General features: G+C 69.9%; 31 protein-coding genes and 1 tRNA gene. 20 read left to right on the forward strand and 12 right to left on the reverse strand.

What is annotated here, in order from left to right; genetic code table 11:
• Positions 1-9: 9 nt before the first annotated feature.
• Together ACMGFI_RS13925 and ACMGFI_RS13930 are read right to left on the reverse strand one after the other, a co-directional pair.
• A complete protein-coding gene (locus ACMGFI_RS13925; protein ID WP_436910406.1) occupies positions 10-960 on the reverse strand; it encodes a zinc-dependent metalloprotease in 951 nt (316 codons plus the stop codon).
• Between the two features lie 70 nt (positions 961-1,030).
• On the reverse strand, positions 1,031-1,333 hold the full coding sequence (locus ACMGFI_RS13930) for a hypothetical protein (RefSeq protein WP_436910407.1): 303 nt from the start codon (positions 1,331-1,333) through the stop codon (positions 1,031-1,033).
• A gap of 217 nt (positions 1,334-1,550) precedes the next feature.
• On the opposite strand from ACMGFI_RS13930, the gene ACMGFI_RS13935 reads away from it, so the two are divergent.
• Entirely contained in the window at positions 1,551-2,726 is a 1,176-nt protein-coding gene (locus ACMGFI_RS13935; RefSeq protein ID WP_436910409.1) for an enolase C-terminal domain-like protein, read from the forward strand.
• A 50-nt stretch (positions 2,727-2,776) separates the two neighbouring features.
• Here the strand turns inward: ACMGFI_RS13935 and ACMGFI_RS13940 are convergent, their stop codons facing one another.
• Together ACMGFI_RS13940 and ACMGFI_RS13945 are read right to left on the reverse strand one after the other, a co-directional pair.
• Positions 2,777-3,175 (reverse strand): type II toxin-antitoxin system VapC family toxin, encoded by a 399-nt coding sequence (locus ACMGFI_RS13940; RefSeq protein ID WP_436910411.1) that lies wholly within the window; start codon positions 3,173-3,175, stop codon positions 2,777-2,779.
• Positions 3,172-3,339: a hypothetical protein gene (locus ACMGFI_RS13945; RefSeq protein WP_436910412.1), complete on the reverse strand. Its 168-nt coding sequence runs from the start codon at positions 3,337-3,339 to the stop codon at positions 3,172-3,174. The genes ACMGFI_RS13940 and ACMGFI_RS13945 overlap by 4 nt, the downstream gene beginning before the upstream one ends.
• 8 nt (positions 3,340-3,347) lie before the next feature.
• On the opposite strand from ACMGFI_RS13945, the gene ACMGFI_RS13950 reads away from it, so the two are divergent.
• Positions 3,348-3,512, forward strand: a complete 165-nt coding sequence (locus tag ACMGFI_RS13950; RefSeq protein WP_436910413.1) for a hypothetical protein — start codon at positions 3,348-3,350, stop codon at positions 3,510-3,512.
• Positions 3,513-3,524: 12 nt separating this feature from the next.
• Here the strand turns inward: ACMGFI_RS13950 and ACMGFI_RS13955 are convergent, their stop codons facing one another.
• Positions 3,525-4,028, reverse strand: a complete 504-nt coding sequence (locus ACMGFI_RS13955; RefSeq protein ID WP_436910415.1) for a hypothetical protein — start codon at positions 4,026-4,028, stop codon at positions 3,525-3,527.
• Between the two features lie 109 nt (positions 4,029-4,137).
• Between ACMGFI_RS13955 and ACMGFI_RS13960 the strand changes: the two genes are divergently transcribed.
• The 7 genes from ACMGFI_RS13960 to purF all read left to right on the forward strand — a co-directional run bounded on the left by ACMGFI_RS13960 (position 4,138) and on the right by purF (position 9,091).
• Entirely contained in the window at positions 4,138-4,305 is a 168-nt protein-coding gene (locus ACMGFI_RS13960) for a hypothetical protein (protein ID WP_436910417.1), read from the forward strand.
• Positions 4,302-4,754, forward strand: a complete 453-nt coding sequence (locus ACMGFI_RS13965) for a DUF8743 domain-containing protein (protein ID WP_436910419.1) — start codon at positions 4,302-4,304, stop codon at positions 4,752-4,754. Before ACMGFI_RS13960 ends, ACMGFI_RS13965 begins: the two co-directional genes overlap by 4 nt.
• A 127-nt stretch (positions 4,755-4,881) precedes the next feature.
• A complete protein-coding gene (locus tag ACMGFI_RS13970) occupies positions 4,882-5,988 on the forward strand; it encodes a Gfo/Idh/MocA family protein (RefSeq protein WP_436910421.1) in 1,107 nt (368 codons plus the stop codon).
• Positions 5,989-6,064: 76 nt separating this feature from the next.
• Positions 6,065-7,132: a M20/M25/M40 family metallo-hydrolase gene (locus ACMGFI_RS13975; RefSeq protein WP_436910423.1), complete on the forward strand. Its 1,068-nt coding sequence runs from the start codon at positions 6,065-6,067 to the stop codon at positions 7,130-7,132.
• Positions 7,133-7,304: 172 nt separating this feature from the next.
• The gene (locus ACMGFI_RS13980) at positions 7,305-7,490 is read left to right on the forward strand and encodes an LSM domain-containing protein (protein WP_135363064.1); all 186 of its coding nucleotides are present in this window, start codon (positions 7,305-7,307) and stop codon (positions 7,488-7,490) included.
• Positions 7,487-7,660 carry a 50S ribosomal protein L37e gene (locus ACMGFI_RS13985; protein WP_436910425.1) on the forward strand — a complete coding sequence of 58 codons (174 nt, stop codon included), beginning with the start codon at positions 7,487-7,489 and terminating at the stop codon, positions 7,658-7,660. The genes ACMGFI_RS13980 and ACMGFI_RS13985 overlap by 4 nt, the downstream gene beginning before the upstream one ends.
• Positions 7,661-7,663: 3 nt before the next feature.
• A complete protein-coding gene (gene purF / locus ACMGFI_RS13990) occupies positions 7,664-9,091 on the forward strand; it encodes an amidophosphoribosyltransferase (protein WP_436910427.1) in 1,428 nt (475 codons plus the stop codon).
• Between the two features lie 36 nt (positions 9,092-9,127).
• Here the strand turns inward: purF and ACMGFI_RS13995 are convergent, their stop codons facing one another.
• Positions 9,128-9,319 carry a XapX domain-containing protein gene (locus ACMGFI_RS13995; RefSeq protein WP_436910429.1) on the reverse strand — a complete coding sequence of 64 codons (192 nt, stop codon included), beginning with the start codon at positions 9,317-9,319 and terminating at the stop codon, positions 9,128-9,130.
• 417 nt (positions 9,320-9,736) lie between these two features.
• On the opposite strand from ACMGFI_RS13995, the gene ACMGFI_RS14000 reads away from it, so the two are divergent.
• A complete protein-coding gene (locus tag ACMGFI_RS14000; RefSeq protein WP_436910430.1) occupies positions 9,737-10,345 on the forward strand; it encodes a response regulator in 609 nt (202 codons plus the stop codon).
• A gap of 188 nt (positions 10,346-10,533) precedes the next feature.
• Entirely contained in the window at positions 10,534-11,796 is a 1,263-nt protein-coding gene (locus tag ACMGFI_RS14005; RefSeq protein WP_436910432.1) for an MFS transporter, read from the forward strand.
• 25 nt (positions 11,797-11,821) lie between these two features.
• Here ACMGFI_RS14005 and ACMGFI_RS14010 read toward each other — a convergent pair whose 3' ends face one another.
• Positions 11,822-11,968 (reverse strand): hypothetical protein, encoded by a 147-nt coding sequence (locus ACMGFI_RS14010; RefSeq protein WP_436910434.1) that lies wholly within the window; start codon positions 11,966-11,968, stop codon positions 11,822-11,824.
• A gap of 157 nt (positions 11,969-12,125) precedes the next feature.
• A tRNA-Leu gene (locus ACMGFI_RS14015) sits at positions 12,126-12,210 on the reverse strand.
• A 235-nt stretch (positions 12,211-12,445) separates the two neighbouring features.
• Here ACMGFI_RS14015 and ACMGFI_RS14020 point away from each other — a divergent pair.
• From ACMGFI_RS14020 to ACMGFI_RS14030, 3 genes are all read left to right on the forward strand, one after another.
• On the forward strand, positions 12,446-12,949 hold the full coding sequence (locus ACMGFI_RS14020) for a helix-turn-helix domain-containing protein (RefSeq protein ID WP_436910436.1): 504 nt from the start codon (positions 12,446-12,448) through the stop codon (positions 12,947-12,949).
• A gap of 91 nt (positions 12,950-13,040) precedes the next feature.
• Entirely contained in the window at positions 13,041-14,177 is a 1,137-nt protein-coding gene (locus ACMGFI_RS14025) for an acyl-CoA dehydrogenase family protein (RefSeq protein ID WP_436910438.1), read from the forward strand.
• 114 nt (positions 14,178-14,291) lie between these two features.
• Positions 14,292-14,819 (forward strand): HAD family hydrolase, encoded by a 528-nt coding sequence (locus ACMGFI_RS14030; protein ID WP_436910440.1) that lies wholly within the window; start codon positions 14,292-14,294, stop codon positions 14,817-14,819.
• 36 nt (positions 14,820-14,855) lie between these two features.
• Here the strand turns inward: ACMGFI_RS14030 and ACMGFI_RS14035 are convergent, their stop codons facing one another.
• Together ACMGFI_RS14035 and ACMGFI_RS14040 are read right to left on the reverse strand one after the other, a co-directional pair.
• Positions 14,856-15,089, reverse strand: a complete 234-nt coding sequence (locus ACMGFI_RS14035) for a DUF5822 domain-containing protein (RefSeq protein ID WP_436910442.1) — start codon at positions 15,087-15,089, stop codon at positions 14,856-14,858.
• Positions 15,090-15,177: 88 nt separating this feature from the next.
• A complete protein-coding gene (locus tag ACMGFI_RS14040) occupies positions 15,178-16,002 on the reverse strand; it encodes an alpha/beta fold hydrolase (protein WP_436910444.1) in 825 nt (274 codons plus the stop codon).
• A gap of 179 nt (positions 16,003-16,181) precedes the next feature.
• Between ACMGFI_RS14040 and ACMGFI_RS14045 the strand changes: the two genes are divergently transcribed.
• From ACMGFI_RS14045 to ACMGFI_RS14065, 5 genes are all read left to right on the forward strand, one after another.
• Positions 16,182-16,412 carry a DUF7127 family protein gene (locus tag ACMGFI_RS14045; RefSeq protein ID WP_135363049.1) on the forward strand — a complete coding sequence of 77 codons (231 nt, stop codon included), beginning with the start codon at positions 16,182-16,184 and terminating at the stop codon, positions 16,410-16,412.
• Positions 16,409-18,679 carry a CDC48 family AAA ATPase gene (locus tag ACMGFI_RS14050; protein ID WP_436910446.1) on the forward strand — a complete coding sequence of 757 codons (2,271 nt, stop codon included), beginning with the start codon at positions 16,409-16,411 and terminating at the stop codon, positions 18,677-18,679. Before ACMGFI_RS14045 ends, ACMGFI_RS14050 begins: the two co-directional genes overlap by 4 nt.
• Positions 18,680-18,829: 150 nt before the next feature.
• Positions 18,830-18,982 carry a rubrerythrin-like domain-containing protein gene (locus ACMGFI_RS14055; protein WP_436910447.1) on the forward strand — a complete coding sequence of 51 codons (153 nt, stop codon included), beginning with the start codon at positions 18,830-18,832 and terminating at the stop codon, positions 18,980-18,982.
• Positions 18,983-18,992: 10 nt separating this feature from the next.
• The gene (gene gdhB, locus ACMGFI_RS14060) at positions 18,993-20,291 is read left to right on the forward strand and encodes a glutamate dehydrogenase GdhB (RefSeq protein ID WP_436910448.1); all 1,299 of its coding nucleotides are present in this window, start codon (positions 18,993-18,995) and stop codon (positions 20,289-20,291) included.
• Between the two features lie 91 nt (positions 20,292-20,382).
• Positions 20,383-20,937: a DUF420 domain-containing protein gene (locus ACMGFI_RS14065; protein ID WP_436910449.1), complete on the forward strand. Its 555-nt coding sequence runs from the start codon at positions 20,383-20,385 to the stop codon at positions 20,935-20,937.
• A 45-nt stretch (positions 20,938-20,982) separates the two neighbouring features.
• Here the strand turns inward: ACMGFI_RS14065 and ACMGFI_RS14070 are convergent, their stop codons facing one another.
• Positions 20,983-22,092: a Gfo/Idh/MocA family protein gene (locus tag ACMGFI_RS14070; RefSeq protein WP_436910450.1), complete on the reverse strand. Its 1,110-nt coding sequence runs from the start codon at positions 22,090-22,092 to the stop codon at positions 20,983-20,985.
• A gap of 202 nt (positions 22,093-22,294) precedes the next feature.
• Between ACMGFI_RS14070 and ACMGFI_RS14075 the strand changes: the two genes are divergently transcribed.
• Entirely contained in the window at positions 22,295-22,939 is a 645-nt protein-coding gene (locus ACMGFI_RS14075) for a hypothetical protein (protein ID WP_436910451.1), read from the forward strand.
• Between the two features lie 208 nt (positions 22,940-23,147).
• On the opposite strand, the gene ACMGFI_RS14080 is transcribed toward ACMGFI_RS14075, so the two are convergent.
• Positions 23,148-24,971, reverse strand: a complete 1,824-nt coding sequence (locus ACMGFI_RS14080) for an FAD-binding protein (RefSeq protein WP_436910452.1) — start codon at positions 24,969-24,971, stop codon at positions 23,148-23,150.

A 24,971-nucleotide genomic window follows, 5' to 3' on the forward strand; every position in this document is an offset into this window, starting at 1 on the left:
GAACGGTTTCTACGGACCGACCCGGGCGAGCCACAGCGCCGGATCGTCGAGTTCGTCGTCGGTGGGGAGGGTCTCGGGCGACTCCCAGACGGCGGCGGCGCCGGCGAGGCCGCGCTCGTCGGCGACGGCGTCGAAGAAGGCCTTGCCGCGCTCGTACTGGCGGCGTTTCATGCCGAGGCCGAGCAGCCGGCGCATCACGCGCGAGAGCGGGCCGCGGCCGCGCCGCCGGGCCTCGACCTTCTCGCGGAGGTCGGCGTACTCGTCGTCGAACGCCCGGTCCATGACGAGTTCGGCGTAGCCCTCCACGGCGGTCATCGTGGTGTCCAGGTCCTTCAGGGCCTCGCGGTCGAGCGTGCCCTCGCCGAGCGCCGCGACGGCGCCCTCCATCGTCGATTCGAGGTGGTCCGAGAGCCAGGGAGCGGCGCCGAACTCGGCGGCGTGGGCCACCTCGTGGAAGGCGATCCACCGGCGGAAGCGGTCGAAGTCGGCGTCGAGGGCGTCGGCCACCTTCTCGATGTTCGGGTGGACGAAGTAGAGGGCGTGGTCGTCGCCCTCGGCGAGCAGCAGGGGGTCGTACTGGCCGAGGACGTTGTTGCCGAGGAAGGCGAGCGCGACGCTCATCGTCCCGGTGTTGACGACGCGGCTGGCGCCGGGGAACATCGTGACCTGCTCCTCCAGCGGGCGCATGACCCGCTCGAAGGTGGCGACGTTGGCGTCGATCCAGTGGTGGCGGTTCTGGATCTCGACGACCTCGGGCAGGTCGAACTCCACGGCGGCGACCGACCGGACGCGGTCGCGGGCGTCGCGCACGTCCGCGGCGTAGGCCGCCTCCTCCTCGGGCGTGAGCGCTATCGACCCGGGGTCGGTCGACGACTTCGCGGCGTCGGCGACGGCGGTCCAGTCGACCGGCCCGTCGCCGGAGGCCGCCGTGACCGCCCGGACGCTCTCGTAGATTCCCATACCCGAACCAGGCGACGCGGCCGGATAGGCCTTCTCCCCGCCCCCTCGCGGTCGATGCCGGGGCCGTCGGTCAGAGCCGCGCCCGGATGCCGCCCCCGGATTCGGACTCCGCCTCGTCGAGCGCCGGCTCGCCGGACCCGCCGAGGACCCGGCGGACCGCGACCGCGAAGAGAATCAGCCCGACGAACGCGAAGACGATCCCGAACGGGCTCCCGCCCTCGTCGCCCGTTTCGCCCTCCTGATCTTCGCCGGAACCGAACGAGAGGTCGCCGAGACCCTCGGCGTCCTCGGCGGATTCGGCGCCGCTGAAGGGTGCGTTGGCCATGAACTCCGCGCCGTCGAGGTGGACTTCCAGAAACGTGAACTTCGCCATGGAGGACGTTCGACGACCGGGCGGAAATGGGTTTCGCCGGCGACTGCGCCGTCGCCTGGCCGCCTCTCGTCGCCGGGTACCCCCGTGGGCCGGCCACTCCTTGTCGTCCGGGCACCCCCGTGGTCCGGCCGCCTTTCGCCGTCGGCCGGCCGCCCGGTTCCCCGGCGCGGTCCGCCGCATCCCGGCACTTCTTTGGGGAGGCCACCGACGCGGACGTATGGCCCCGACGATCACGAAGATAGAGAGCGTCGAGTTCGCCTACGAGATCCCCGAGATGGGGACCGACCAGCACGGGTTCAACCTCGTCTACGAGCCCGGCGGCAGCGTCGAGCGCAAGCTGTTCGCCGTCACCGTCCACACCGACGAGGGGATCACCGGCGAGTACGTCGGCGGCAACTCCCCCGGCGCCGCCCAGATCAACACCTTCGCCGACTACCTCGTCGGGAAGAACCCCCTCGAACGCGAGAAACACTGGTCGGAGATCAAGCGCGCCCTCCGCAAGTACGACCGCATGGGCATCGGCCCGGTCGACATCGCGCTGTGGGACTTCGCCGGCAAGTACCACGACGCGCCGATCCACGAGCTGCTCGGGACCTACCGCGAGCGCCTGCCCGCCTACGCCTCGACCTACCACGGCGACGAGAACGGCGGCCTCGAGACACCCGAAGACTTCGCGGACTTCGCCGAGGAGTGTCTCGACATGGGGTACCCCGGCTTCAAGATCCACGGCTGGGGCGGCAGCGACGGGTCACGGGACCTGGAGCGGGAACTCGACGCCGTCCACGCCGTCGGCGAGCGCGTCGGCGACGAGATGGACCTGATGCACGACCCGGCCTGCGAGCTGGAGACGCTGGCCGACGCCGTCAAGCTCGGCCGCGCGCTCGACGAGCAGGACTTTTTCTGGTACGAGGACCCCTACCGCGACGGCGGCATCTCCCAGCACGCCCACCGGAAGCTCCGCCAGCAGCTGGACACCCCGATCCTCCAGACCGAGCACGTCCGCGGCCTGGAGCCGTTCACGGACTTCATCGACGCCGAGGCGACCGACTTCGTCCGCGCCGACCCGGAGTACGACGGCGGGATCACCGGCGCGATCAAGCGCGCCCGCGTCGCCGAGGGCCACGGCCTCGACGTGGAGTTCCACGCGCCCGGGCCGGCCCAGCGCCACTGCATGGCCGCCGTCCGCAACTCCAACTACTACGAGATGGCCCTCGTCCATCCCGACGCGCCCAACACCACCCCGCCGGTCTACGCCGGCGACTACGAGGACCAGCTCGAATCGGTCGACGACGAGGGGACCGTCCCCGTTCCCCAGGGGCCGGGCCTCGGCGTCGACTACGACTGGGACTACATCGAGGCCAACGCGACCGGGAGCGTCCACGTCTACGAGTGACAAGTTCGCTCCCACTGACGAAACGGCGGTGCTACTGGTGACGGAGCGGCTCAGACCTGGTCCAGTAGTTCGCCGGGACTAACCGCCCCGCTGTCGAGCAACTCCCCGTCGAATGTAACGAGCGTAGCGTCGATGTCTTCGGCGAGCGCGAGCAGGACACAGTCTACCGTATAGAGAAGTGACTCCCGTTGCATACTGTACGCGGTGATCTGGTCGCTGATCTCCGGTGCGTAGATGTCGACCTCCTCGTAGATGTCCTCCAGCACGTCTTCGACCGCCTCCTGTTCAGTCCGCTTTTTCTTCGTCAGCACCGACCGGATCTCCATCAGGTTCAGAATCGACGTGCAGAACTCGAAGTCCTGATTGAGTAGTTCCGTCGCAACGTCACCCCGGGACGGCTCGTCCGTCACGCTGGCGACGAAGACGTTCGAATCGACGAGAACGGTCATCCCCGCTCTCGTTCCTCGCGGACTGCGGCGACCGAGTCGATATCGACGTCCGACAGACGCCCGGACAGCAAGTCGCCCAGTTCCGGCCGTTCTTCGTGCTCCTCGCCGGACTCCCGGTCGTCAGGCGGGTCGGACGGGTACGACGAATTGATGGAGCTACCCATACTCCGAGTTGACAGTTGCAGGGTCAAAACAGTTCCTCCGCCGAACGAACCCAGGACGTGACGCGCCGTGGAGTGCCGTCGTTTCGTGTCGGGGCAGTTTCGCCCTCGGCGTCGACTACGACTGGGACCACATCGAGGCCAACGGGACCGGGAGCGTCCACGTCTACGAGTAGTCTGGGGGGTCGCTAGCCCGGCTGTGGTCGATCGCCCGTCGGCCGTCTGATCTCGACGGGGAACGAACAGCGAGCCGTCCGGTCGAACATCGTCACGGAGACGTTCACACGGTCGGGCAGGCTGTGGCGGAGCGCCCGGCGGGTGGGGCCGGTCAGCGGTACGTCGCGGACGACGACCCGGTCGGACCAGGTGTCCCACCGGACGCCGCTGTCTCCCGTCCGGAAGCGGCGCTCGAGGAGCGTTTGCAGCCGGTCCAGCGCCGCGTCCTCGCCGTACCAGCAGGCGTACTCCTCGAACGGTTCGACCGCACGCTCGTTGCCGCTGCCCGACACCCAGAAGCGGACCGTGTCGTTCTCCGGGTAGTAGTGGGCGGGGCCGTAGTCGTCGGGCGCGTGGTCGATGGCCAGGGTGTCGTCGACCGGCTGGACGGTCGTCGGCCAGAAGCCGACCAGGACGGCGGCGACGACCACGAGCGGGACGGCGACCGCACCGCCCCTCGCGAGCGCGCGGAGCACGTCCGATGGTTCCGCCGGACCGACAAATGCTTTCCCCGTCCCGGGCTCGGCCGCCCGACGGCGGTGGCTCCGTCGAAGCCACTAAGCCGCCGAGGTCCCGAACGCCGCCATGCGCCTGCTCTGCCACCGACGGGACCGCCGCCCCCGCGACAGCCGCGGGCCGGCGACCGCCGCGGCGGACGGCCCGGTCGCCCCCGCGTTCCTCCGCGAAACGGACTGCCTCGAACGCGTCGCCGCTCGCCGGCACGCTTCCGAGCGGGCGCTCGGGAAGCGATGACCGACGGCGACGACTCGGTGCTGGCCGGGGCGGACCCCGGGGCCCGCGTCTGCGTCGTGGCGACGCGGCCCGCGACGTTCGAGCGCTGTCGCGAGGGGTTCTACCCCGCCCCGGCGTCGTACGACCGGACCGACGAGCCGTTCGAGTACGTGGCGTTCTACCGCACGGCGCCCGTCTCGGCGGTCACGCACGTCGCCAGGGTGACCGACCGGGTCGAGCAACGCCGCGGCGAGCCCGGTCCCCTCTCCGAGCGCGACTGGCGGGCGACTATCGACCCGTTCGTCGACACCGACGCCGCCGTCGTCTTCGAACTGGCCGACCTCGAACAGCTGGCCGAGCCGGTCGAGAACGACCTCTCGGGGTTGCGCGGCGCCTGGTACTGCACGGTCGCGGATCTGACCGGCGCCACGGCCCTGTCGGAGCTGACCGACCGCGACGATTCGGGCTGACGAGTGCGGGGGAGCGACCGCGGTGACGAGTCGCCGGGAAGCGACCGCGGTGACGGGTCGCCGGGAAGCGGCCACGGCGACGAGCTGCCGGGCAAACACCAAGACCCCTCCGCGCCATGCGGGCGACATGGCACCCTACCGCGCGGGCATCGTCGGGGCCGGCGGCATCGCCGGGCTCGGCATCCTCGGGATGCACGACGAAGAGGACATCGGCGAGAAGAAGTTCACGGCCAGCCACGCCGGCGGCTACGCGGCGACCGACGACATCGAACTCGTCGCGGTCGCCGACGTGGACGAGGACAAGCTCGACCGCTTCGGCGACGCCTGGGAGATCCCGCCCGAGCGCCGCTACGTCGGCCACGAGGCCATGCTCGACGCCGAGGACCTGGACGCCGTCTCCGTGTGCACGCCCTCCTTCCTCCACCGCGACCACGTCGTCGACGCGGCCCGCTCGGCCGCCGACCCGGAGGTGGTCTGGTGCGAGAAACCGATCGCCGCCTCCGTCACCGGCGCCGAGGAGATGGTCGAGGTCTGCGAGGAGACCGACACCGAGCTGCTCGTCAACCACTCGTTCCGGTTCACCGAGAAACAGGAGCGGCTGCGCGACCTCGTACGCGAGGATGACCTGCTCGGGGACGTACACGCCGTGTCGATGCAGTTCCGGATGGAGCTGTTGCGGAACTCGACGCACCTGCTCGATATGCTCGTCTCGTTTCTCGACGCCCGGGCCGAGCGCGTCTCGGGGTACATCACCGGCGAGAACGAGGCCGTCGACACCCTCGAAGCGGAGGAGGCGGTCGACGACGCCGGCGGCGGCGGGTTCGTCGTGCTCGACGACGGCACCTTCGCGACCGTCGACTGCACGATCCCGCGGGCGGACTCCTCGATGACGATGCAGTTCGTCGGGACGGAGGGCAAACTCTACCTGAACAACGACGACGGCGAGTGGCGCTACTGGCGGCTGGACGAGGGCGACCACGTCGAGGAGGATCTGACCGAGTACGGCATCGAGGGCGCCTGGACGTGGGACGACGACTACCGGCGGGCGTTCCCCAACGCCGCCCGTCACGTCCAGGAGCTGCTGGACGGGACCGCCGAGAACCGTTCGACCGGCCGCGAGGCGACGCGCTCGCTGGAGATCATCGTCGGGTTCTACCTGTCGCACTACACCGGCGGGCAGGTGTCGATCCCGCTGGACCGCCCGCTGCGGGACGCGGAGATCACGTCCTGGTGAGTCGAGAGTCGCCACCGGCTCCGCCCCGTCGGTCACCAGACGCACGATTCAAGACCGTTCGCCCGAACGGAGGGGCATGGAGCGCGAACACAGGGCGTTTCTGGAGGATCTGCTCTCGACGGCGAGCCCGTCGGGCTACGAGGTGCCGGGCCAGCGGGTCTGGGTCGAGTACGTCGAGGCGTTCGCCGAGGACGTGCGCGTCGACGAGTACGGCAACGCGGTCGCCGTCCACGAGGGCGACGCCGACGTGGACGCGTCGATCGCCTTCGCGGGCCACGGCGACGAGATCGGGTTCATCGTCCGCGAGGTCACCGACGACGGGTTCCTGACCATCGGCCGCGTCGGCGGCTCGGACAAGACCGTCACGCAGGGCCAGCACGTCACCGTCCACACCGACGACGGACCGGTCGCGGGCGTCGTCGGGCAGACGGCGATCCACCTGCGCGACCCCGACGACGACTCGGCGCCGGACATCGCCGAGCAACACGTCGACATCGGCGTCGAGGACGGGGAGGACGCCGAGGAACTCGTCGAGGTGGGCGACCCGGTCACCTTCGCACAGCGCGTCCGGGAACTGGAAGACGGCCGGCTGACCGCCCGGGGAATGGACAATCGCGTGGGCGTCTGGGCGGCCGCCGAGGGGCTGCGCCGGGCGGTCGAGGCGGGCGCCGACGCGACGGTCTACGCCGTCAGCACGGTCCAGGAGGAGGTCGGGCTGCAGGGCGCGGAGATGGTCGGGTTCGACCTGGACCCCGACGCGGTGGTCGCCTGCGACGTGACCCACGCGACGGACTCGCCGGGCGTGCCGGGGAAGAAGTCGACCGGCGTCGAACTCGGCGAGGGACCCGTGGTCGCCCGCGGGAGCGCGAACCACCCCGCACTGGTCGCGGCCGTGCGCGAGGTGGCCGACGAGCGGGGGGTTGACGTGCAGCTCCAGGCGACCGGCTCGCGGACCGGCACGGACGCCGACGCCTTCTACACCGCCCGCGGCGGGACGCCGACGCTGAGCCTCGGCTTGCCCAACCGCTACATGCACACGCCGGTCGAGGTGATCGACGCCGACGACCTCGACGCGATGGCCGACCTGCTGGGCGCCGTCGGCGCCGCCGCCGACTCCCAGGCCCCGTTCGGCGTCGACATCTGATACGGTCGGTTGTAACTGTTTACCGGTGGTTCGCCGGGCGGTCCGGCGAACCCCGGAAATGACTTACAACCGACCGTATGAACGGGGTCGGGCCGCCAGGGGAGAGCGGGCCGGTCCGTCGGGCGATTGGGCAAGCGGTACGTTTATGCACGCGACGGCAGGCAGTCAGGGTATGAGTGGACGACCGCTGGACGTGCTGGAGGCGTCGCTCGGCGAGGAGGTCACGGTTCGTCTGAAGGGCGGCGAGGAGTACGTCGGCGACCTCTCGGGGTACGACCAGCACATGAATCTGGTCCTCGAGGACGGCCAAGACACAACGATTATACGCGGCGACAACGTCGTCTCGATCAACCCATGACTGGTGCAGGAACCCCGAGTCAGGGGAAGAAAAACACCACGACACACGTCAAGTGTCGCCGGTGTGGCGAGAAATCGTATCACTCCAAGAAGAAAGTCTGTGCGTCCTGCGGGTTCGGCGAGTCGGCCAAGCGACGTGACTACGCCTGGCAGGACAAAGCGGGCGAGTAAGGAATGCACGAGAAGTGCGGCGTCGTCGGCATCTCAACTGACGGTCGAGACGTCGCCCGCCCCCTCTACTACTCGCTCTACGCCCTCCAGCACCGCGGCCAGGAGTCGGCCGGCATCGTCACCCACGACGGCTTCCAGCAGTACGAACACGTCGAGATGGGACTGGTCGGCGACGCCTTCGACGAGGACGACCTCGACTCGCTGAACGGCTCCAACGGCATCGGCCACGTCCGCTACCCCACCTCGGGGTCGGTCAACAACTGCTGTGCCCAGCCCTTTTCCGTCTCGTTCAAGAGCGGGTCGCTCGGCCTCGCGCACAACGGTAACCTGATAAATACCGAGGAGATCCGCGAGGAACTCGCGGCGCTGGGCCACGCGTTCACCTCCGACGGCGACACGGAGGTCATCGCCCACGACCTGGCTCGCAACCTCCTCGAAGAGGACCTCGTCCGGGCGGTCAAGCGGACGATGAGCCGGATCCACGGTTCGTACTCGCTGACGATCACCCACGACGAGACGGTCCTCGGGGTCCGGGACCCCCAGGGCAACCGCCCGCTGTGTATCGGCGAACTCGACGACGGCTACGTCCTCGCCTCCGAGAGCGCGGCCATCGACACGCTGGACGGCGAACTCGTCCGGGACGTGCGGCCGGGCGAGCTGGTCGTCCTCCACGACGACGGGAGCGGCTTCGACACCTACCAGCTCGTCGAGACCGAGCAGACCGCTCACTGCTTCTTCGAGCACGTCTACTTCGCGCGGCCGGACTCGGTCATCGACGACGAACTCGTCTACGAGGTGCGCCGGGACCTGGGCCGGGCGCTGTGGGAGGAGTCGGGCATCGAGACGGACGTGGTGATGCCCGTCCCCGACTCCGGACGGGCGTTCGCCTCCGGGTACGCGGACGCGGCTCCCGAGGGCGTCGAGTTCGCCGAGGGACTGATGAAAAACCGGTACGTCGGCCGGACGTTCATCATGCCCACCCAGGACGAGCGCGAGCGCGCCGTCCGGCTGAAGCTCAACCCCATCCGGTCGACCGTCGAGGGCAAGACCGTCACGGTCATCGACGACTCGATCGTCCGCGGGACGACCTCCTCGCAGCTGGTCGAGCTCCTGTACGAGGCCGGCGCCGAGGAGGTCCACGTCCGCATCGGCGCGCCGCCGATCATCGCGCCCTGTTACATGGGCATCGACATGGCGAGCCGCGACGAACTCATCGCCGCGGACAGGTCGGTCGAGGAGATCCGCGAGGAGATCCAGGCCGACTCGCTGTCGTATCTCTCCATCGAGGCGGTCGCCGACGCGCTCGGCAAGTCCGACTCGGACCTCTGTCTCGGCTGTGTCACCGGCGAGTACCCCTACGACATCGACGGCGAGCGGACCGACCGGGACGTCCAGCGGCCCGCCGTCGGCCACTCCTCGGCCGACGACTGACCCGCCGCTCGGTTTTCGCCGGCCCGTCTCGACCGCTCAGAAGTGACTGAGCAGGTCGATCCCCGCGTCGAAGTGGTCGACGACGACGTAACCCAGGTAGATCCCGACGATGCCGAGGACGCCGGCCGCGTTCGGCGGCGCCGGGATCGGGACGTTCAGAAATCGAAAGACGGCGCCCGTCAGAAAGCCGGTCAGCAGGGCGAGCCCCGCGGTGGTGGCCGATACCATAGCGGGCCGTACAGGCAGTCGCTACTCAGGGGTTTCGACACGCTCCGGCGAGTGCGAGCGACGGCGCGACCGCTCGGCAGGTGACTCCCGCAGAAAGGTGGGGTGGGTGGGTGTGGGGGTGGGTGGGTTGGCACCGAACTGGTGCCGCACCTACGGATAGGGGCCGCCACATAATAAATGTTGTCGTCAAATTCTCGATTCTGATTTTGGTTGGTTCTAAAAATTATATCGTCCCGGATTGTGGATCGGGAAACGCAGTACTGAGGGGATTTATGAGATGGTCTCTCGGCGGCCGGACGGTATCAATTCTGTGAACGGGGGGATAACCTATTTGCACGAACTGTCGAAATATCCGCCGATGGGGCCCGAACGACCGTGCGACGGGGAGCGAGCGGGTCCGAGAGGGGCGGATCGGGCATGACGGAAGGCCTGACTGATCCGGCGGGGCCGTCGGTCCTGGTCGTCGACGACAACCGGGTCGTCGCCGACACCTACGCGGCGTTTCTCGCCGGCGAGTACGCGGTCGACGCGGTCTACGGCGGGGAGGAGGCACTGGCGGCGCTCGACCCCGGGGTCGAGGTCCTCCTGCTCGACCGGCGGATGCCCGGGCTGTCGGGCGACGAGGTGCTCGCCCGGATCGAGGAGCGCGCCGTCGACCTCCGGGTCGTGATGGTGACGGCGGTCGACCCGGGGGTCGACATCGTCGACCTCCCCTTCGACGAGTACGTCGTCAAGCCGGTCGGCCGGGCGGAGCTGGTCGCCGTCGTCGACGAGATGTTCCGGCGGGCGAGGTACGACGACCCGCTCAGGCGGTTCCTCGCGCTCGCCTCGAAGAAGGCGACGCTCGAGGCGAGCGCCGACGCCGACGACCTCGCCGACAGCGAGGCCTACCGACGCGTCGAGGAGCGCCTCGCCGAGCGGCGGGAATCGCTGGGCTTCGATACGGCGGACCTGGAGCGCGTCGTCGCGGGCGACGAACCCGACATCGTCGACACGGCGGACTCCGAGCCCGTCCGGACGGAGTGACCGGCCGTGGCGAGGCGGTCGCAGTCCCCGCTCCCCGGTCGATCCGTCCGCTTCGGCCGCGGACGGCTTCGGGACCGAAAGCTCGGCGTCCCGCGGATCTCGGTTCCGGAACGGAAACTGCATTGAACGAGGCGGCCGTCGGTCCGAACCGACATGGAGACACGGAGCGACGGGGGGCCGGCGAGGCCGTGAACCGCAACGACCGCGCGATCACCGGGTTCGCGATGGTCGGCCACGGGCTGGTCCACACCTACGAGCTGGCCGTCCCGATCCTGCTGACCGTCTGGCTCGTCGAGTTCCCCGTCACCTCGGCCACGCTCGGCAGCGTCGTCGCCGTCGGCTACGGGCTGTTCGGCGTCGGCGCACTGCCGGCGGGGATCCTGGTCGACCGCTTCGGCTCGCGAGTGCTCGTCGTCGGCTGCACGCTCGGGATGGGACTGTCCTTCCTCCTGTTGAGCGTCCTCCCGGGCGTCGTCGGCATCGCCGTCGCGCTCGCGCTGTGGGGGGTCGCCGCCAGCGTCTACCACCCGGCCGGGCTGACGCTCATCAGCAAGGGGGTCGAACAGCGGGGCGCCGCCTTCGCATACCACGGGATGGCCGGCAACGCCGGCATCGTCGCCGGCCCGTTCCTCACCGCAGTCCTCCTCGTGGTCGCCGACTGGCGGGTCGCGGTCGCCGCCCTGGCGGTCCCCGCGCTCGTCGCGGCCGTCGCCGGTCTCCGCGTCGAGTTCGACGAAACGGCGGCCGTCGACGGGCGGGACGCGGCCGCCGACGGCGGCGACGCGCCCGAGACGGACATCGGGTCGATCTCGGAGTTCCTGGCCGCCTCGCGGGAGGTGTTCACCGTCGGCTTCCTCGTCGTCTTCGCGCTCGTGCTGTGCAACGGCCTGTACTACCGCGGCACCTTGACCTTCCTCCCCGGCCTGCTGAGCGACTTCCTCGAACCGCTGGTCGGGACCGGCGGGGTCGCTCCCGGCCCGCTCTCGGAGGGGCCGGCCGCCCGCGAGTTCGACCTCTCGCGGTACCTCTACGCCGGCCTGCTGGCCGTCGGCATCGGCGGCCAGTACGTCGGCGGCCGGCTCACCGACGCCGTCGCGCCCGAGCGGGGGCTGGCGGTCCTGCTCGGCGCGCTCGTCGCCATCGCCCTCCTGTTCGTCCCCGCGTCGGGCTCGCTGCCGGCGCTGCTGGCGGTCAGCGTCGCCCTCGGGTTCACGCTGTTCGGGATGCAACCGCTCAGCCAGGCGACCATCGCGAAGTACTCGCCCGCCGAACACCGGGGGCTCTCCTTCGGCTACACCTACCTCGCCATCTTCGGGATCGGCGCGCTCGGCGCCTCGATCACCGGCGCGGCGCTCACCTACGGGTCGGCGCGGCTGCTGTTCGCGGTCCTCGCCGGCATCGAGACGGTCGCGCTCGCGCTGGCGCTGTGGCTGGTCGTCCGCGGCCGGTAGCCTCGCGACCGATTCGAGGCCCGAATCACCCGTAGATGGCCTCTCCAAGGGTGAACCGGGTTTCGCACTCGCGGCAGTACTTCTCGATGTCGTGAACGTCGAGGCAGTGCGAGTAACAGTAGATGTCCTCGTTCCCGCAGTTCGGACGCGCTTCGAGTTCCGGGACCACCATCTCGACACAGTATCGATCCGCCGCCCGAATATGGTTACCCCGCTCGCGCTACCGCGACCGACCGTAGCCGTCGCTCGCCGGTCGGCTTCGGTAGGAAGTTTGCGTGGGTGCAGTCCCTGAGGGACGCACCTGCACTTGGCCCGTGACGGGCCGGCAGTGCGTGGGACCGGATTTGAACCGGCGGACCCCTACGGGACAGCGCCCTCAACGCTGCGCCGTTGGCCTGGCTTGGCTACCCACGCACTCGTCGGCTCTTGCGGTTTTCCGCATTCGTCCATTCCCGAGGGGCATTAAAATCACTGTCGGTTTCGCCGCTCAGTGGGGGCCGACCCCACGCCGTCAGCGGGACCGATGCCGGTCGAAGCCGACCGGTCCGGCCGCGCGACGACCGCCCGGCATCGGTTCAGACGCACTGTCAGGTCATCCCGACGAGGGAAAACGGGCCATTCAAATATCGGGCCTCCACTACCCCCGGGCATGGCCAAGTACTCGACCGGTGGCGCCGGCTCCAGCGCCAGCGACAGTTGCGAACTCTGCGGGGCGGAGAACGTGGACCTACGGACCGCGAGCGTCGCGGGGGCGACGCTCAGCGTCTGCTCGGAGTGCGCCCAGCACGACGAGACGACGGGCGGGGAGTCCGGCGGCGACGAGGGTCGCGACGACCGCGACCGCAAGCGCCAGGCGGCCCAGAACACGGCGCGGATGCAGGACGCCGCCTCGGCCGACGCCAGCCACTGGGAGGACGGCGCCGACTACGACGACGACCAGCTGCCCTACCTCGTCGGCGACTACGGCGAGACGCTCGTCGAGGCCCGTCAGGCGGCGGGGCTCCAGACCGACGAACTGGCCGAGGCCGTCGACGCCGACGAGTCCGACGTGCTCGCCGTCGAGCAGGGCCGGGCCACCCAGGCCAACGTCGGCGGCTCGCTCATCGCCGCCCTCGAGGCGGAACTGGACGTTCGCCTCGTCGAATCGCAGTAGCTCCGCGCCGCCGGTCGACGGGCCGGCCGGTCCGCGCGGGTCCCACCCGCCGGCCGCGCAATTTTTGCCGGGGCTGGTCCAAGAGAGTCCCATGGAGCTATCGTCGACGCAGGCGGCGATCCGCGAGGCGGTCCGCGAGTTCGCCGAGTCGGAGATCCGACCGGTCGCGGCCGAGGCCGACCGCGAGAGCGCCTTCCCGGAGACCGTGTGGGACGGGCTGGCCGATCTGGACCTGACAGGGTTGACCGTCCCCGAGTCGTACGGCGGGTTCGACGCAGACCGGCTGACCTACGCGGTCGCCAACGAGGAAGTCGCCTACGGGTCGCTGGCCGTCGCGACGGCGCTGTCGGTCCACTGTCTCGCCACCTCCTGCATCGCGGAGTTCGGCGACGAGTCGGTCCGCGAGGAGTGGCTCCCGGAGATGGTCGACGGTCGGCCCGTGGGCGCGTTCGCGCTCTCGGAACCGGAGGCCGGCTCGAACCCCGCGGAGATGTCGACGACCGCCCGCGCGGTCGACGGCGGCGAGGCCTACGTCCTCGACGGGAAGAAACAGTGGATCACCAACGGCGAGCGCGCCGGGGTCTACGTCGTCTTCGCGAAGACCGACCCAACGGACCCCGACTCGGTGACCCAGTTCCTGGTGCCGACCGACGCCGACGGGCTGGAAGTCGGGGAGAAGGAGGACAAGCTCGGCCTGCGGGCGAGCGACACGACGAGCCTGGTGTTCGACGAGGTGGAGGTGCCGGCGCGCTACCGGCTGACAGAGCCCGGACGCGGGCTGGCGGCGGCGTTCTCCATCCTGACCGGCGGGCGGATCGGCATCGCTGCCCAGTCGGTCGGGCTCGCCCAGGCGGCGCTGGACGAGGCCGTCGCCTACGCGAGCGAGCGCGAGCAGTTCGACCGGCCGATCGCCGACATCCAGTCGATCCGCCACAAGCTGGCGGACATGGAGACGGACGTGCGCGCGGCGCGGGCGCTGACCCACGAGGCCGCGGCCGCCCAGGACCGCGGGGAGAGCGCCCGCACGGCCGCGAGCGTCGCGAAGTACTTCGCGAGCGAGGCGGCGGTCGACGTGACCGGCGAGGCCGTCCAGATCCACGGCGGCTACGGCTACACGTCGGGGTTCCCGGTCGAGCGGTTCTACCGCGACGCGAAGGTCACGACCATCTACGAGGGGACGAGCCAGATCCAGAAGAACATCGTCGCGCGGGACCTGCTGGACGAGTGACGGGCGGTCGACACCGCGGCCAGCGGGCCGGACGCCGCGGGGGTCGATTACCTGTCACCGGCGGGGTCGTCGCCGGTCGACACGCATTTGCTGGCTCGATCCCTACCCCGACGCGTGACGGAGTACGACGCCATCGTCTACGACCTGGACGGGACGCTCGTCCGCCTCGACGTGGACTGGGGGACGGTCGCCGAGCGGTGCGCCGCGGTGTTGCGGGCCCGCGGCCACGACGTGTCGGGCGCGGACATCTGGGAGATGCGCGAGGTCGCGGCGGCCAACGGCCTGCTCGACCGCGTCGACGAGGCCATCGCGGAGTTCGAGCGCGACGGCGCCCGGAGCGCCCGCCGGCTCGCGCTCGCCGACGAGTTGCCCCACTCGGTGCCGGTGGGCGTCTGCTCGCTCAACTGCGAGGCGGCCTGCCGGATCGCGCTGGAACTCCACGGCATCGACGGGCACGTCGACGCGGTGGTGGGCCGGGACTCCCACGAGACGGTCAAGCCCGACCCCGAGCCGCTCGTCCACGCCGCCGAGCTGCTCGGCGCGGAACCGTCGTCGACGCTGTTCGTCGGCGACTCCGACTCCGACAGGGAGGCCGCCGCGGCCGCCGGGCTGGACTTCCAGTGGGTCGAGGACCGAGTCTGAGCGGTCGGTCGCTCGCGGCCACGGCGGGCGGCGCGGTCAGGCGTTGACCCGGCGCTCGTAGGCGTAGACGGCGAGAGCGGTGACGATCCAGACGACGGCGCCGACGCGGACCGCGAACAGCGCGCGCTCGGTCCAGGTCGTCAGCTCGACGGCCAGCGAGAGCGCGGCCACCAGCGGCGCTCCCGCGACGATCGTGGCGACGAAGGTGAGCTGCATGACCCGGCCGTAGTCGACGCCGTCCGGGTCGGTCCGCTCGACGCGCGCAGGCACGTCCGGGTCTTTCGCCGACGACGCCTTGAGTCCCCCGTTTTCGACGCGGTCGGCGCGGATCGGTGCGGCTGGTGCCCGGCGTTCCCGTTCAGTCGTCGAGCGAGTCGAGGAACCGCCCGACCGCGCGGTTGAACGCCGCCGGCCGCTCGGCCATCGCGAGGTGCGCGGCGTCGGGGATCTCCGCGTACTCGCAGTCCGGGAGTTCGTCGGCGAAGAACTCGTGGTAGGCGGGCGGGGTCAGCGAGTCGTGTTCACCAACGACCGCCAGCGCGGGGGCGTCGACCTCGTCGAGCCGGTCGCGAACGTCGAACCGGTGGCAGGTCAGGAAGTCCCTGCGGGTGACGGCCCGCCCGGTGGCCCGTAACTGGGACTTCGAGCGGTCGAGCGCCCGCTCGTCGGCGTCGTGGAACAGCCGGTCGTCGCCGTGGAGGAAGTCGACGGCGCGGTCGAAGTCCTCGGCCAGCCACGCCCGGAGGTCCTCGGCGACGGCGAGCTTCGCGCCCGTGCCGGCCAGCACGAGCGCGGCCGGGTCGAAGTCGGCCTCCAGCGCGACACGGAGGACGACCGCGCCGCCGAGTGAGTTCCCGGCGAGGGTGTCCGCCCCCGTCTCCTCGGCGACGGCGATCACGTCCCGTGCGTACGCGTCGAGGGTCTCCGGGCCGGGGTCGGTGGCTACGTCGTCGGAATCGCCGTGGCCGCTCAGGTCGAGCGCGGCCGCCGGGCGAGCGGGACCGTCGGGGCCGTACTGGGCGGCCCACAGCCGGTGGGTCGCGCCGCTGCCGTGGACGTACAGGACTTCGGCGCTCCCCGCCGACTCCCCCGTCGACGCGGACCCGGCCGTCGTGTCGGCGTCGGCATCGCAGCCCGCGATCCGGTAGGCCGTCTCCCGGCCGTCGTGGCGAACGGTCTCCATGCCGTCCCGTTCGGCCGCCCCGACCAAAGCCGTCGGGGCCGGTCGGCGGACCGTCCGGGCGCGACCCCTCGGGCGGGTGTCAGTGTGAACCGCAATTCTACCGTTCGTGCTGATACCCCCCACGTGCGGGGTAGTTTAGCGATAGATTTAAGTACTTATCGCGCTAACTCTGAGTTAGTATGACCGGAACCCAACAGCTGGCCGACGACGTCGGTCTGCGTCGGTACGAGTACGGCGACGACGAGACGGTGCTGGCGGCGGACCTCGGCCCCGGTCGGGACGCGTCCGTGGACGTGCTCGACGAGACCGTCATCGTCGTCGTCGACGGCGAGCAGTACGACCTGGAGCTTTCGGGTGACGCGCGAGCGTTTATCCGCAACGGCGTGCTCACTATCGAGGTGAACGCATGAGACTCACCGTCAAGCCCCTCAAGCAGAAGGACGCGGGCCGCGGCCTCGCCGCCATCGACCGCGCGGCGATGTCGGAGCTCGACCTGGAGAACGGCGACTACATCGTCATCGAGGGCGGCGACGGCTCCCGCGCGGTCGCGCGGGTCTGGCCGGGCTACCCCGAGGACGAGGGCCGCGGCGTCATCCGCATCGACGGCCGCCTCCGCCAGGAGGCCGACGTGGGCATCGACGACAACGTCGACGTCGAGAAGGCCGACGTGAACCCGGCCAGCCGGGTCAGCGTCGCCCTCCCGCAGAACCTCCGGGTCCGCGGCAACGTCGGTCCGATGATCCGCAACAACCTCAGCGGCCAGGCCGTCACCGAGGGACAGACCGTGCCCGTCAGCTTCGGGCTCGGCCCGCTCTCGTCGATGAGCGGACAGAAGATCCCGCTGAAGATCGCCGGCACCGAGCCGTCCGGGACCGTCGTCGTGACCGACTCGACGGAGGTCGACGTGGCGGAACAGCCCGCCGAGCAGATCACCGGCGACGCGGCCGGCGCCCCCGAGGGCGGCGCGCCCGACATCACCTACGAGGACATCGGCGGCCTGGACGACGAGCTGGAGCAGGTCCGCGAGATGATCGAACTGCCGATGCGCCACCCCGAGCTGTTCGAGACGCTCGGCATCGAGCCGCCGAAGGGCGTCCTGCTCCACGGCCCGCCCGGCACCGGCAAGACGCTGATGGCCAAGGCGGTCGCCAACGAGATCGACGCGTACTTCACCGACATCTCCGGGCCGGAGATCATGTCGAAGTACTACGGGGAGAGCGAGGAGCAGCTCCGCGAGGTCTTCGACGAGGCCGAGGAGAACTCCCCGGCCATCGTCTTCATCGACGAGATCGACTCCATCGCGCCCAAGCGCGGCGAGACGCAGGGCGACGTGGAACGCCGCGTCGTCGCGCAACTGCTCTCGCTGATGGACGGGCTGGAGTCGCGCGGGCAGGTCATCGTCATCGGCGCGACCAACCGCGTCGACGCCGTCGACCCCGCACTCCGGCGCGGCGGTCGCTTCGACCGCGAGATCGAGATCGGCGTCCCCGACAAGAACGGTCGCAAGGAGATCCTGCAGGTCCACACCCGCGGGATGCCCCTCGTCGACGGCATCGACCTGGAGCAGTACGCCGAGAGCACGCACGGCTTCGTCGGCGCGGACCTCGAATCGCTGGCCAAGGAGTCGGCGATGAACGCGCTCCGGCGCATCAGGCCCGAACTCGACCTCGAATCGGACGAGATCGACGCCGAGGTGCTCGAACACCTGGAGGTCACGGAGGACGACTTCAAGCAGGCGCTGAAGGGCATCGAGCCGTCGGCGCTGCGCGAGGTGTTCGTCGAGGTCCCCGACGTGACCTGGGACGAGGTCGGCGGGCTCGAAGACACCAAGGAGCGGCTCCGCGAGACGATCCAGTGGCCGCTGGACTACCCCGAGGTGTTCGAGGCCATGGACATGGACGCCGCGAAGGGCGTCCTGATGTACGGCCCGCCGGGCACGGGGAAGACCCTGCTCGCCAAGGCCATCGCCAACGAGGCCCAGTCGAACTTCATCTCGATCAAGGGCCCCGAACTGCTGAACAAGTTCGTGGGCGAGTCCGAGAAGGGCGTCCGCGAGGTCTTCGAGAAGGCTCGTGCGAACGCACCCACCGTGGTGTTCTTCGACGAGATCGACTCCATCGCCGGCGAACGCGGCGGGTCGACGACCGACTCGGGCGTCGGCGAGCGCGTCGTCTCCCAGTTGCTGACGGAGCTGGACGGCCTCGAAGAGCTGGAGGACGTGGTCGTCATCGCGACGACGAACCGTCCGGACCTCATCGACTCGGCCCTGCTGCGGCCCGGTCGCCTGGACAGGCACGTCCACGTGCCCGTCCCCGACGAGGAGGCCCGCCGCAAGATCTTCGAGGTCCACACGCGGAACAAGCCGTTGGCCGAGGGCGTCGACCTCGACGACCTGGCAGCCCGCACGGAGGGCTACGTCGGCGCGGACATCGAGGCGGTCGCCCGCGAGGCGTCGATGGCCGCGACCCGCGAGTTCATCGCCAGCGTCGACCCCGAGGAGATCGACGACTCGGTCGGCAACGTGAAGGTCACGATGGACCACTTCGAGCAGGCCCTCGGCGAGGTCTCCCCCAGCGTCGACGAGGAGACCCGCGAGCGCTACGAGGAGATCGAGGAGCGGTTCGACACGGCCGAGCCCGAACCCGACGAGCAGCAGGTCGGCCGCACCTTCCAGTGAGGACGCGGGCGGACTGACGCCCCGCGACAGCGTTTTTTCGACGGATCGGCTCACCGGACGCGACGCCGCGGCTCGGTATGACGCGTATTAATATGCCATAATATACCCTAAATACTTAATACTATATTAGTCCGAGCCGTTGGATCCGTCGTGCCCCACCACCAGGACATCGCCGACGACGCGGAGACGAAATCGACCTACGAGTGTCTCGTCTGCGGGAACATCGTGCGGGCGGACTCCCATCCCGGGGAGTGCCCGGACTGTGACGGCGGGTTCCAGAACCGCGCGATGTCGCTGGAGTAACGGACTCATTATGTCTTCCGACACACCGACCCAGTCGACAGCCGACGGTATCGAGTCCCCGACCGACGAACCGGCCTCGGCGCTGGCGACGGCCCGCCGCCAGCTGCGGCGGGCGGCCTCGCTGGTCGACGTGGACCCGAACGTCGTCGAGCGGTTCCTCCACCCGGACGCGGTCCACGAGGTGACCGTCCCCATCGAGCGCGACGACGGGAGCGTCGAGGTGTTCCGCGGGTTCCGAGCCCAACACGACAGCGTCCGCGGGCCGTACAAGGGCGGCCTGCGGTACCACCCCGAGGTCTCCCGCGAGGAGTCGATCGGCCTCGCGATGTGGATGACCTGGAAGTGCGCGGTGATGGACATCCCGTTCGGCGGCGCCAAGGGCGGCGTCGTCGTCGACCCGAAGGAGCTGAGCGACGACGAGCGCGAGCGGCTCACCCGGCGGTTCACCGACGAGATCCGCGACGTCATCGGGCCGACGACGGACATCCCCGCGCCGGACATGGGGACCGACGCCGAGACGATGTCGTGGATGATGGACGCCTACAGCATGCAGGAGGCCGAGACGATCCCGGGGGTCGTCACCGGGAAGCCGCCGGTCATCGGCGGCAGCGAGGGCCGCGCCGAAGCGCCGGGCCGGAGCGTCGCCATCGTGACCCGCGAGGTCGCGGAGTACTACGACGCGCCGCTCTCGGAGGCGACGGTCGCGGTCCAGGGGTTCGGGAGCGTCGGCGCGAACGCCGCCCGCCTGCTCGACGACTGGGGGGCGACGGTCGTCGCCGTCAGCGACGTGACCGGCGCCGCCTACGACCCCGACGGGCTCGACACCCGCTCGATCCCCTCCCACGAGGAACAGCCCGAGGCCGTCGCCGCCCACGCCGACCGCACCGTCACGAACGAGGAACTGCTCGGGCTGGACGTGGACGTGCTCGTCCCCGCGGCCGTCGGCAACGCCATCACGGAGACGAACGTTTCGGAGGTCCGCGCGGACATCGTCGTCGAGGGCGCGAACGGCCCGGTGTCGTTCGCCGCGGACGAAATCCTCGCCGACCGCGGGGTCCCGGTCGTCCCGGACATCCTCGCGAACGCCGGCGGCGTGACGGTCAGCTACTTCGAGTGGCTCCAGGACATCAACCGCCGGTCGTGGTCGGCCGAGCGCGTCAGCGAGGAGCTGGAGACGGAGATGCTCGCCGCGTTCGAGGCCGTCGCCGACGAGTTCGAGGCGAGCGACGGCACCTGGCGCGACGCCGCCTACGCGGTCGCGCTCTCGCGGATCGCCGAGGCCCACGAGGCACGCGGGCTCTGGCCTTGAGGGGCACGCGAGTTCGACTCCCGCCGAGTGAGCGACGCCACGTCGTCCGGAAGCGCAACTGGGTTGACGGTCGAGTCCCCAGTTCCGGCCGATGAACGTCAGCGAGCACGTCCCGGCGGTCTCGGGCGTCCTCTCGGTCATCGCGCTCGCGCTCGTCTTCGCAGCGGCGTTGCAGGCGATCCCGCAGGGCCTGCTACCGCGGGCACCGGACGCCGTCTTGGCGGCGATCCCGCACGTCAACGCCGTCGTGAGCGCGACGGCGGTCGGGACCATCGCCGTCGGCTGGCGGGCGATCCGCCGGGGCGACGTGGCCCGCCACCGCGCGGCGATGCTGTCGACGACCGGCCTGTTCGCCCTCTTCCTCGTCGCCTACCTCTATCGGGTGGCCCTGCTCGGGCCGAGTGACTTCTCCGGGCCGCCGCTCGTGGAGGGCGTGATCTACCCCGGAATCCTCGCCGTCCACATCGTCCTCGCCATCGTCTGCGTCCCGCTGGTCATCTACGTCCTCCTGCTGGCGCTGACCCACTCGGTGCCCGAGTTGCGCGAGACGCGTCACCCGACCGTCGGCCGCGTCGCCGCGGCGCTGTGGCTGGTTTCGTTCACGCTGGGCGTCGTCGTCTACCTCATGCTGTACGTGCTGTTCTGACGGACGAAAGCGCGCGGTCGGATCTTCCCCCGGTCGCCGTCACTCCTACCCGTCCGTCACGTCCTCGGGGACGTACCCCAGCTCGCCCGCTTCGACCAGCGCCTCGAAGGCGTTGTCCTCGGCGTCGAGCGGGAAGTCGACCCGGCCGCGCTTGCGGGCCGACTCGTAGGCGCCGAAGATGATCTCGGCCGTCTTCAGGCCGTTCTTCGCGCCGAGTTCGGACTCCCGTCCCTCCGCCAGCGCGTCGACGACCTCGCTGGCCGCGCGGTCGATGTACTCGCTGCCGTACTCCCGGCCGTCGGCGTTGGCGCCGTGGAGATCCTCGCCGTCGACATCGACCTCTTCCCAGGCCCCATCACCGGCTCGCCGGATCTCCAGCATATTCCCGGTGTCGCTGTCGATGCGGATCTCGCCCTCGGTGCCGCGGATCACGTGGGCAGCGGCGGCGAAGTCGCTCCCTTTCCCGCCGGAGATCACGCCCTGGACGCCGGTCTCGTACTCCCAGAGCGCCCAGGCCTGGTTCTCCTGGTGCATGCCGAAGCGGACGTCTTCCTCGCGGTAGTCGATCTGGGCGATGACCCACTCGGGTTCGGCCTCGCCGGCGAACATCCCCGTCAGGTCGATCGTGTGGGCGCCGGTGTCGTACAGATCGCTCCAGGTCGTCTCGACGCGTCGCAGTTCGCCGATTTCGCCGCCGTCGATCAGCCGTTTCGCCTCTCTGAACGGTTCGCCGAAGCGTCGCTGTCGGTTGAACGTCAGCTGCACGTCGCGGCGCCAGCAGGCGTCGGCCATCCGCCGGGCCGACCCCCACGTGTGGGCCATCGGTTTCTCGGCGTGGATCGCCGAGACGACGCCGCTGCGGGCGCAGTCGACGACCACGTCCTCGTGGATCGCCGGCGGGACGGCGACCGTCACGATGTCCGGTTCGACCGCCCCGAGCATCGCCTCGTACTCCTCGAAGACGTTCTCGTCGGGGAGATCGAAGGTGCGCCCGAACGCCTCGGCGTTCTCCGGAACGATGTCGGCGCAGGCGACCACCTCGCAGCGCTCGTCGTTCTCGAACGACTCTGCGTGTCGATACCCCATCGCGAACCCCTCGACCGTCGGGTTCTCCGGGTCCGGTCCCGTTCCGATGACGGCAACGGTGTACGTCATGCCATCACTCAGCGAGAACGCGGTAAAACAACTTTCGGTCGCTCTCCTCCCGCTATATCTACGTGTATCCCGGTAGTGACGGATTTCCCATCGGTCGCCCCGGACTGTCACTCGATACTATCGCCCGTTCGATTCTACCAAACGACTTGGAAAAGATATATCACTTGCGTCTCACCAATATACGAATAGTCGAGCCACCGATATGCCAACGATAACTGTCGATGGATCAGAGTTCGAGTACGAGAGACAGGCGAAGAACAGATCGGCGAGCGTCTTCGAGGCTCAACTGGTCGTCGAGTCGCGGACTGGCGAGCGGTCGGTGCGGTCGTTCGAGCTGGACGTGTCGGCGCGCGACGACCTGACGGCCGAGCGGATGGAGACGGCGCTCGCGGAGTGGCAGCAGTCCCACCCGACGCTGACGATCGACCAGGTGGTCGTCGAGGAGACCAAGCGCTGTGGCTTCGGCCGTCGCCTCGGCGAAGCCGACGAGGACGCCGCTGTCGACGCGGCCGCGTCCGACGACGGGTCCGGGCAGACTCAGCCGCTGTACCGCGGCGGCGGCGCGCAGTCGGTCCCCCGCTCGCCCGTCGGGTTCGGAGACGTACCCGTCGAGCGCGGCGAGGAGGTCACCTTCCACGTGGCCGGCCCCGACTCCTCGGTCTACGGCACCGACAGCGGAACCGTCACCGGCGTCAAGACCGGTACCGAGGACTACAACATCCTCATCATCGAGACCGACTCCGGAACCAAGCGCGTCCGCGAGGACTGGATCGTCGACGACAGCGACGACGATGCCGAGACGGAAGCGGACGATGCCGAGGACGCCGAAGCGGACGACGAATCCTGAGCGGCGACCGTTCGGGGTTCGGAACGTGACTTCTCGCAGGGCGGGCCGTGTCCTCTCACGTGATCGTCTCCTTCTCACCGATCGACGGTCCCGAGGGACGCGTGGGCGTCGCTCCGGGCGTAGCTGAGGGATGCGGACGCGGTCGAAGAGGCCGTAGTTTCGTGCGGAGCGAAGCGAGAAAACTCGGGCGGGGCGGACAGTCCGCGAGTCAGTAGGAGCGTTCCTTCGGTTCGTACTCCTTCTCGCCTTCCAGGAGGACGGGCTTGTAGTAGAGTTCGGGGCTGCCCTCGTTCCAGGCGAGCATGGTGTGTTTGAGCCACTCGTCGTCCCGGCGCTCCTGGTACTGCTCGCGCCAGTGGGCGCCGCGGAACTCCTCGCGGGCGAGGGCGCCGACCGTGATGGCCTCCGCGATGTCGATGATGTTGCGGGTCTCCATCGTGTGCATCAGGTCGGTGTTGTAGGTGCGCGAGGGGTCGGAGGCCGCGACGTGCTGGTAGCGCTCGCGGGCCTCGCGGATGTCCTCTAAGGCCTCCTTGAGGTTGTCCTCGCGGCGGAAGACGTTGACGTTGGCCGTCATCGTCTCCTGGATGTCGTCGCGGACGTGGGCGTGGTTGATCCCGTCCTCCTCGAGGAGGCGCTCGACGCGCTCGCGCTGGCGCTCGACCTCCGCCTCGACGACGCTCTGTGCGTCGACCGCCGCGCCGTCGGCCGCGACGGCACTGTCGCCGGCGCCGACGGCGCCGAACTCGACGTCGTCGGGCAGGTCGCCCGCCTCGCTCTCGGCGCTCGGACCGGTCTCGATCTCCGGCTCCTTCATGTCGCCGCCCGCGGCGTGCTTGCCGGCGCGGGCGCCGAACACGAGCAGTTCGGGCAGGGCGTTGCCGCCGAGGCGGTTGGCGCCGTGCAGGGAGACACAGGCCGTCTCGCCGGCCGCGTAGAGGCCGTCGATGCAGGTCTGCCCGTTCTCGTCGACCTCGACGCCGCCCATCTGGTAGTGCTGGCCGGGCTTGACCGGCATCGGCTCGTCGAGGCCGTCGACGCCCTCGAAGTCCTCCGCGAGGTGGAGGATGTTCTCCAGGCGGTCGAGGATGCGCTCCTCGCCGAGGTGGCGCATGTCGAGGTGGACGTACTCGTCCTCGATGCCGCGGCCCTCGTTGACCTCGGTGAGCTCCGCCCGCGAGACCACGTCGCGGGAGGCGAGTTCGCCCTCGTTGTTCGCGTAGCCGTGCTCGAACATGAACCGCTCCTCGTCCTCGTTGTAGAGGATACCGCCCTCGCCGCGGACCCCCTCGGAGATGAGCACCCCGGTCGAGGGGAGCGTGGTGGGGTGGAACTGGACGAACTCCATGTCCTCCAGCGGGACGCCGGCGCGGTAGGCCATCGCGTAGCCGTCGCCGGTGTTGGCGACGGCGTTGGTGGTGTGGTCGAAGACCTGGCCGGGGCCGCCGGTGGCGAGGATGACGCCGTCGGTGGCGCGGTAGCCCTCGATCTCGCCGCTGGCGATGTCGTAGGCGACGACGCCGTGACACTCGCGGTCCTCCACGTCGTCGTGATCCGTCACTGCGAGGTCGAGAACCTGCTGTTCCTCGTAGACGGTGATGCCCCGCTTGACGACCTGCTCGTACATCGTGTGCAGCAGGTGGTGGCCGGTCTCGGCGCCGGCGTAGGTGGTGCGGGGGTGGGAGAGGCCGCCGAACGGCCGCTGGGAGACGGTGCCGTCCTCCTCGCGGGAGAAGGGCATCCCCCAGTGTTCGAGCTGGATGACCTCGTCCGGGGCGTCCTGGGCGAAGGTCTCGACCGCGGGGGCGTCCCCGAGGTAGTCCGACCCCTTCATCGTGTCGTAGGCGTGCAGTTCCCAGGAGTCCTCGGGGTGGAGCGCGGCGTTGATGCCGCCCTCGGCCGCCCCGGTGTGGCTCCGGACGGGGTGGAGCTTCGTGACCATCGCCACGTCCGCTCCCGCTTCGTGCGCCGCGATCGCCGCGCGCAGGCCCGCGCCGCCCGCGCCGACGACGAGTACGTCGTGTTCGTGCAT

The sequence above is a fragment of the Halosimplex marinum genome (genome assembly GCF_051414075.1).
GTDB lineage: Archaea > Halobacteriota > Halobacteria > Halobacteriales > Haloarculaceae > Halosimplex > Halosimplex marinum.

What these genes read in the sequence shown, in the direction of transcription:
- ACMGFI_RS13930 (WP_436910407.1), bottom strand. Translation starts at nt 1,333, where the DNA reads ATGGCGAAGTTCACGTTTCTGGAAGTCCACCTCGACGGCGCGGAGTTC.
- purF (WP_436910427.1), top strand. Translation starts at nt 7,664, where the DNA reads ATGCACGAGAAGTGCGGCGTCGTCGGCATCTCAACTGACGGTCGAGAC.
- ACMGFI_RS14025 (WP_436910438.1), top strand. Translation starts at nt 13,041, where the DNA reads ATGGAGCTATCGTCGACGCAGGCGGCGATCCGCGAGGCGGTCCGCGAG.
- ACMGFI_RS13960 (WP_436910417.1), top strand. Translation starts at nt 4,138, where the DNA reads ATGCGCCTGCTCTGCCACCGACGGGACCGCCGCCCCCGCGACAGCCGC.
- ACMGFI_RS14020 (WP_436910436.1), top strand. Translation starts at nt 12,446, where the DNA reads ATGGCCAAGTACTCGACCGGTGGCGCCGGCTCCAGCGCCAGCGACAGT.
- ACMGFI_RS13970 (WP_436910421.1), top strand. Translation starts at nt 4,882, where the DNA reads ATGGCACCCTACCGCGCGGGCATCGTCGGGGCCGGCGGCATCGCCGGG.
- ACMGFI_RS13980 (WP_135363064.1), top strand. Translation starts at nt 7,305, where the DNA reads ATGAGTGGACGACCGCTGGACGTGCTGGAGGCGTCGCTCGGCGAGGAG.
- ACMGFI_RS13985 (WP_436910425.1), top strand. Translation starts at nt 7,487, where the DNA reads ATGACTGGTGCAGGAACCCCGAGTCAGGGGAAGAAAAACACCACGACA.
- ACMGFI_RS13935 (WP_436910409.1), top strand. Translation starts at nt 1,551, where the DNA reads ATGGCCCCGACGATCACGAAGATAGAGAGCGTCGAGTTCGCCTACGAG.
- ACMGFI_RS14040 (WP_436910444.1), bottom strand. Translation starts at nt 16,002, where the DNA reads ATGGAGACCGTTCGCCACGACGGCCGGGAGACGGCCTACCGGATCGCG.
- ACMGFI_RS14075 (WP_436910451.1), top strand. Translation starts at nt 22,295, where the DNA reads ATGCCAACGATAACTGTCGATGGATCAGAGTTCGAGTACGAGAGACAG.
- ACMGFI_RS14000 (WP_436910430.1), top strand. Translation starts at nt 9,737, where the DNA reads ATGACGGAAGGCCTGACTGATCCGGCGGGGCCGTCGGTCCTGGTCGTC.
- ACMGFI_RS13945 (WP_436910412.1), bottom strand. Translation starts at nt 3,339, where the DNA reads ATGGGTAGCTCCATCAATTCGTCGTACCCGTCCGACCCGCCTGACGAC.
- ACMGFI_RS13925 (WP_436910406.1), bottom strand. Translation starts at nt 960, where the DNA reads ATGGGAATCTACGAGAGCGTCCGGGCGGTCACGGCGGCCTCCGGCGAC.
- ACMGFI_RS13975 (WP_436910423.1), top strand. Translation starts at nt 6,065, where the DNA reads ATGGAGCGCGAACACAGGGCGTTTCTGGAGGATCTGCTCTCGACGGCG.
- ACMGFI_RS14050 (WP_436910446.1), top strand. Translation starts at nt 16,409, where the DNA reads ATGAGACTCACCGTCAAGCCCCTCAAGCAGAAGGACGCGGGCCGCGGC.
- ACMGFI_RS13965 (WP_436910419.1), top strand. Translation starts at nt 4,302, where the DNA reads ATGACCGACGGCGACGACTCGGTGCTGGCCGGGGCGGACCCCGGGGCC.
- ACMGFI_RS13995 (WP_436910429.1), bottom strand. Translation starts at nt 9,319, where the DNA reads ATGGTATCGGCCACCACCGCGGGGCTCGCCCTGCTGACCGGCTTTCTG.
- ACMGFI_RS14080 (WP_436910452.1), bottom strand. Translation starts at nt 24,971, where the DNA reads ATGCACGAACACGACGTACTCGTCGTCGGCGCGGGCGGCGCGGGCCTG.
- ACMGFI_RS14010 (WP_436910434.1), bottom strand. Translation starts at nt 11,968, where the DNA reads ATGGTGGTCCCGGAACTCGAAGCGCGTCCGAACTGCGGGAACGAGGAC.
- ACMGFI_RS14070 (WP_436910450.1), bottom strand. Translation starts at nt 22,092, where the DNA reads ATGACGTACACCGTTGCCGTCATCGGAACGGGACCGGACCCGGAGAAC.
- ACMGFI_RS14065 (WP_436910449.1), top strand. Translation starts at nt 20,383, where the DNA reads ATGAACGTCAGCGAGCACGTCCCGGCGGTCTCGGGCGTCCTCTCGGTC.
- gdhB (WP_436910448.1), top strand. Translation starts at nt 18,993, where the DNA reads ATGTCTTCCGACACACCGACCCAGTCGACAGCCGACGGTATCGAGTCC.
- ACMGFI_RS14045 (WP_135363049.1), top strand. Translation starts at nt 16,182, where the DNA reads ATGACCGGAACCCAACAGCTGGCCGACGACGTCGGTCTGCGTCGGTAC.
- ACMGFI_RS13940 (WP_436910411.1), bottom strand. Translation starts at nt 3,175, where the DNA reads ATGACCGTTCTCGTCGATTCGAACGTCTTCGTCGCCAGCGTGACGGAC.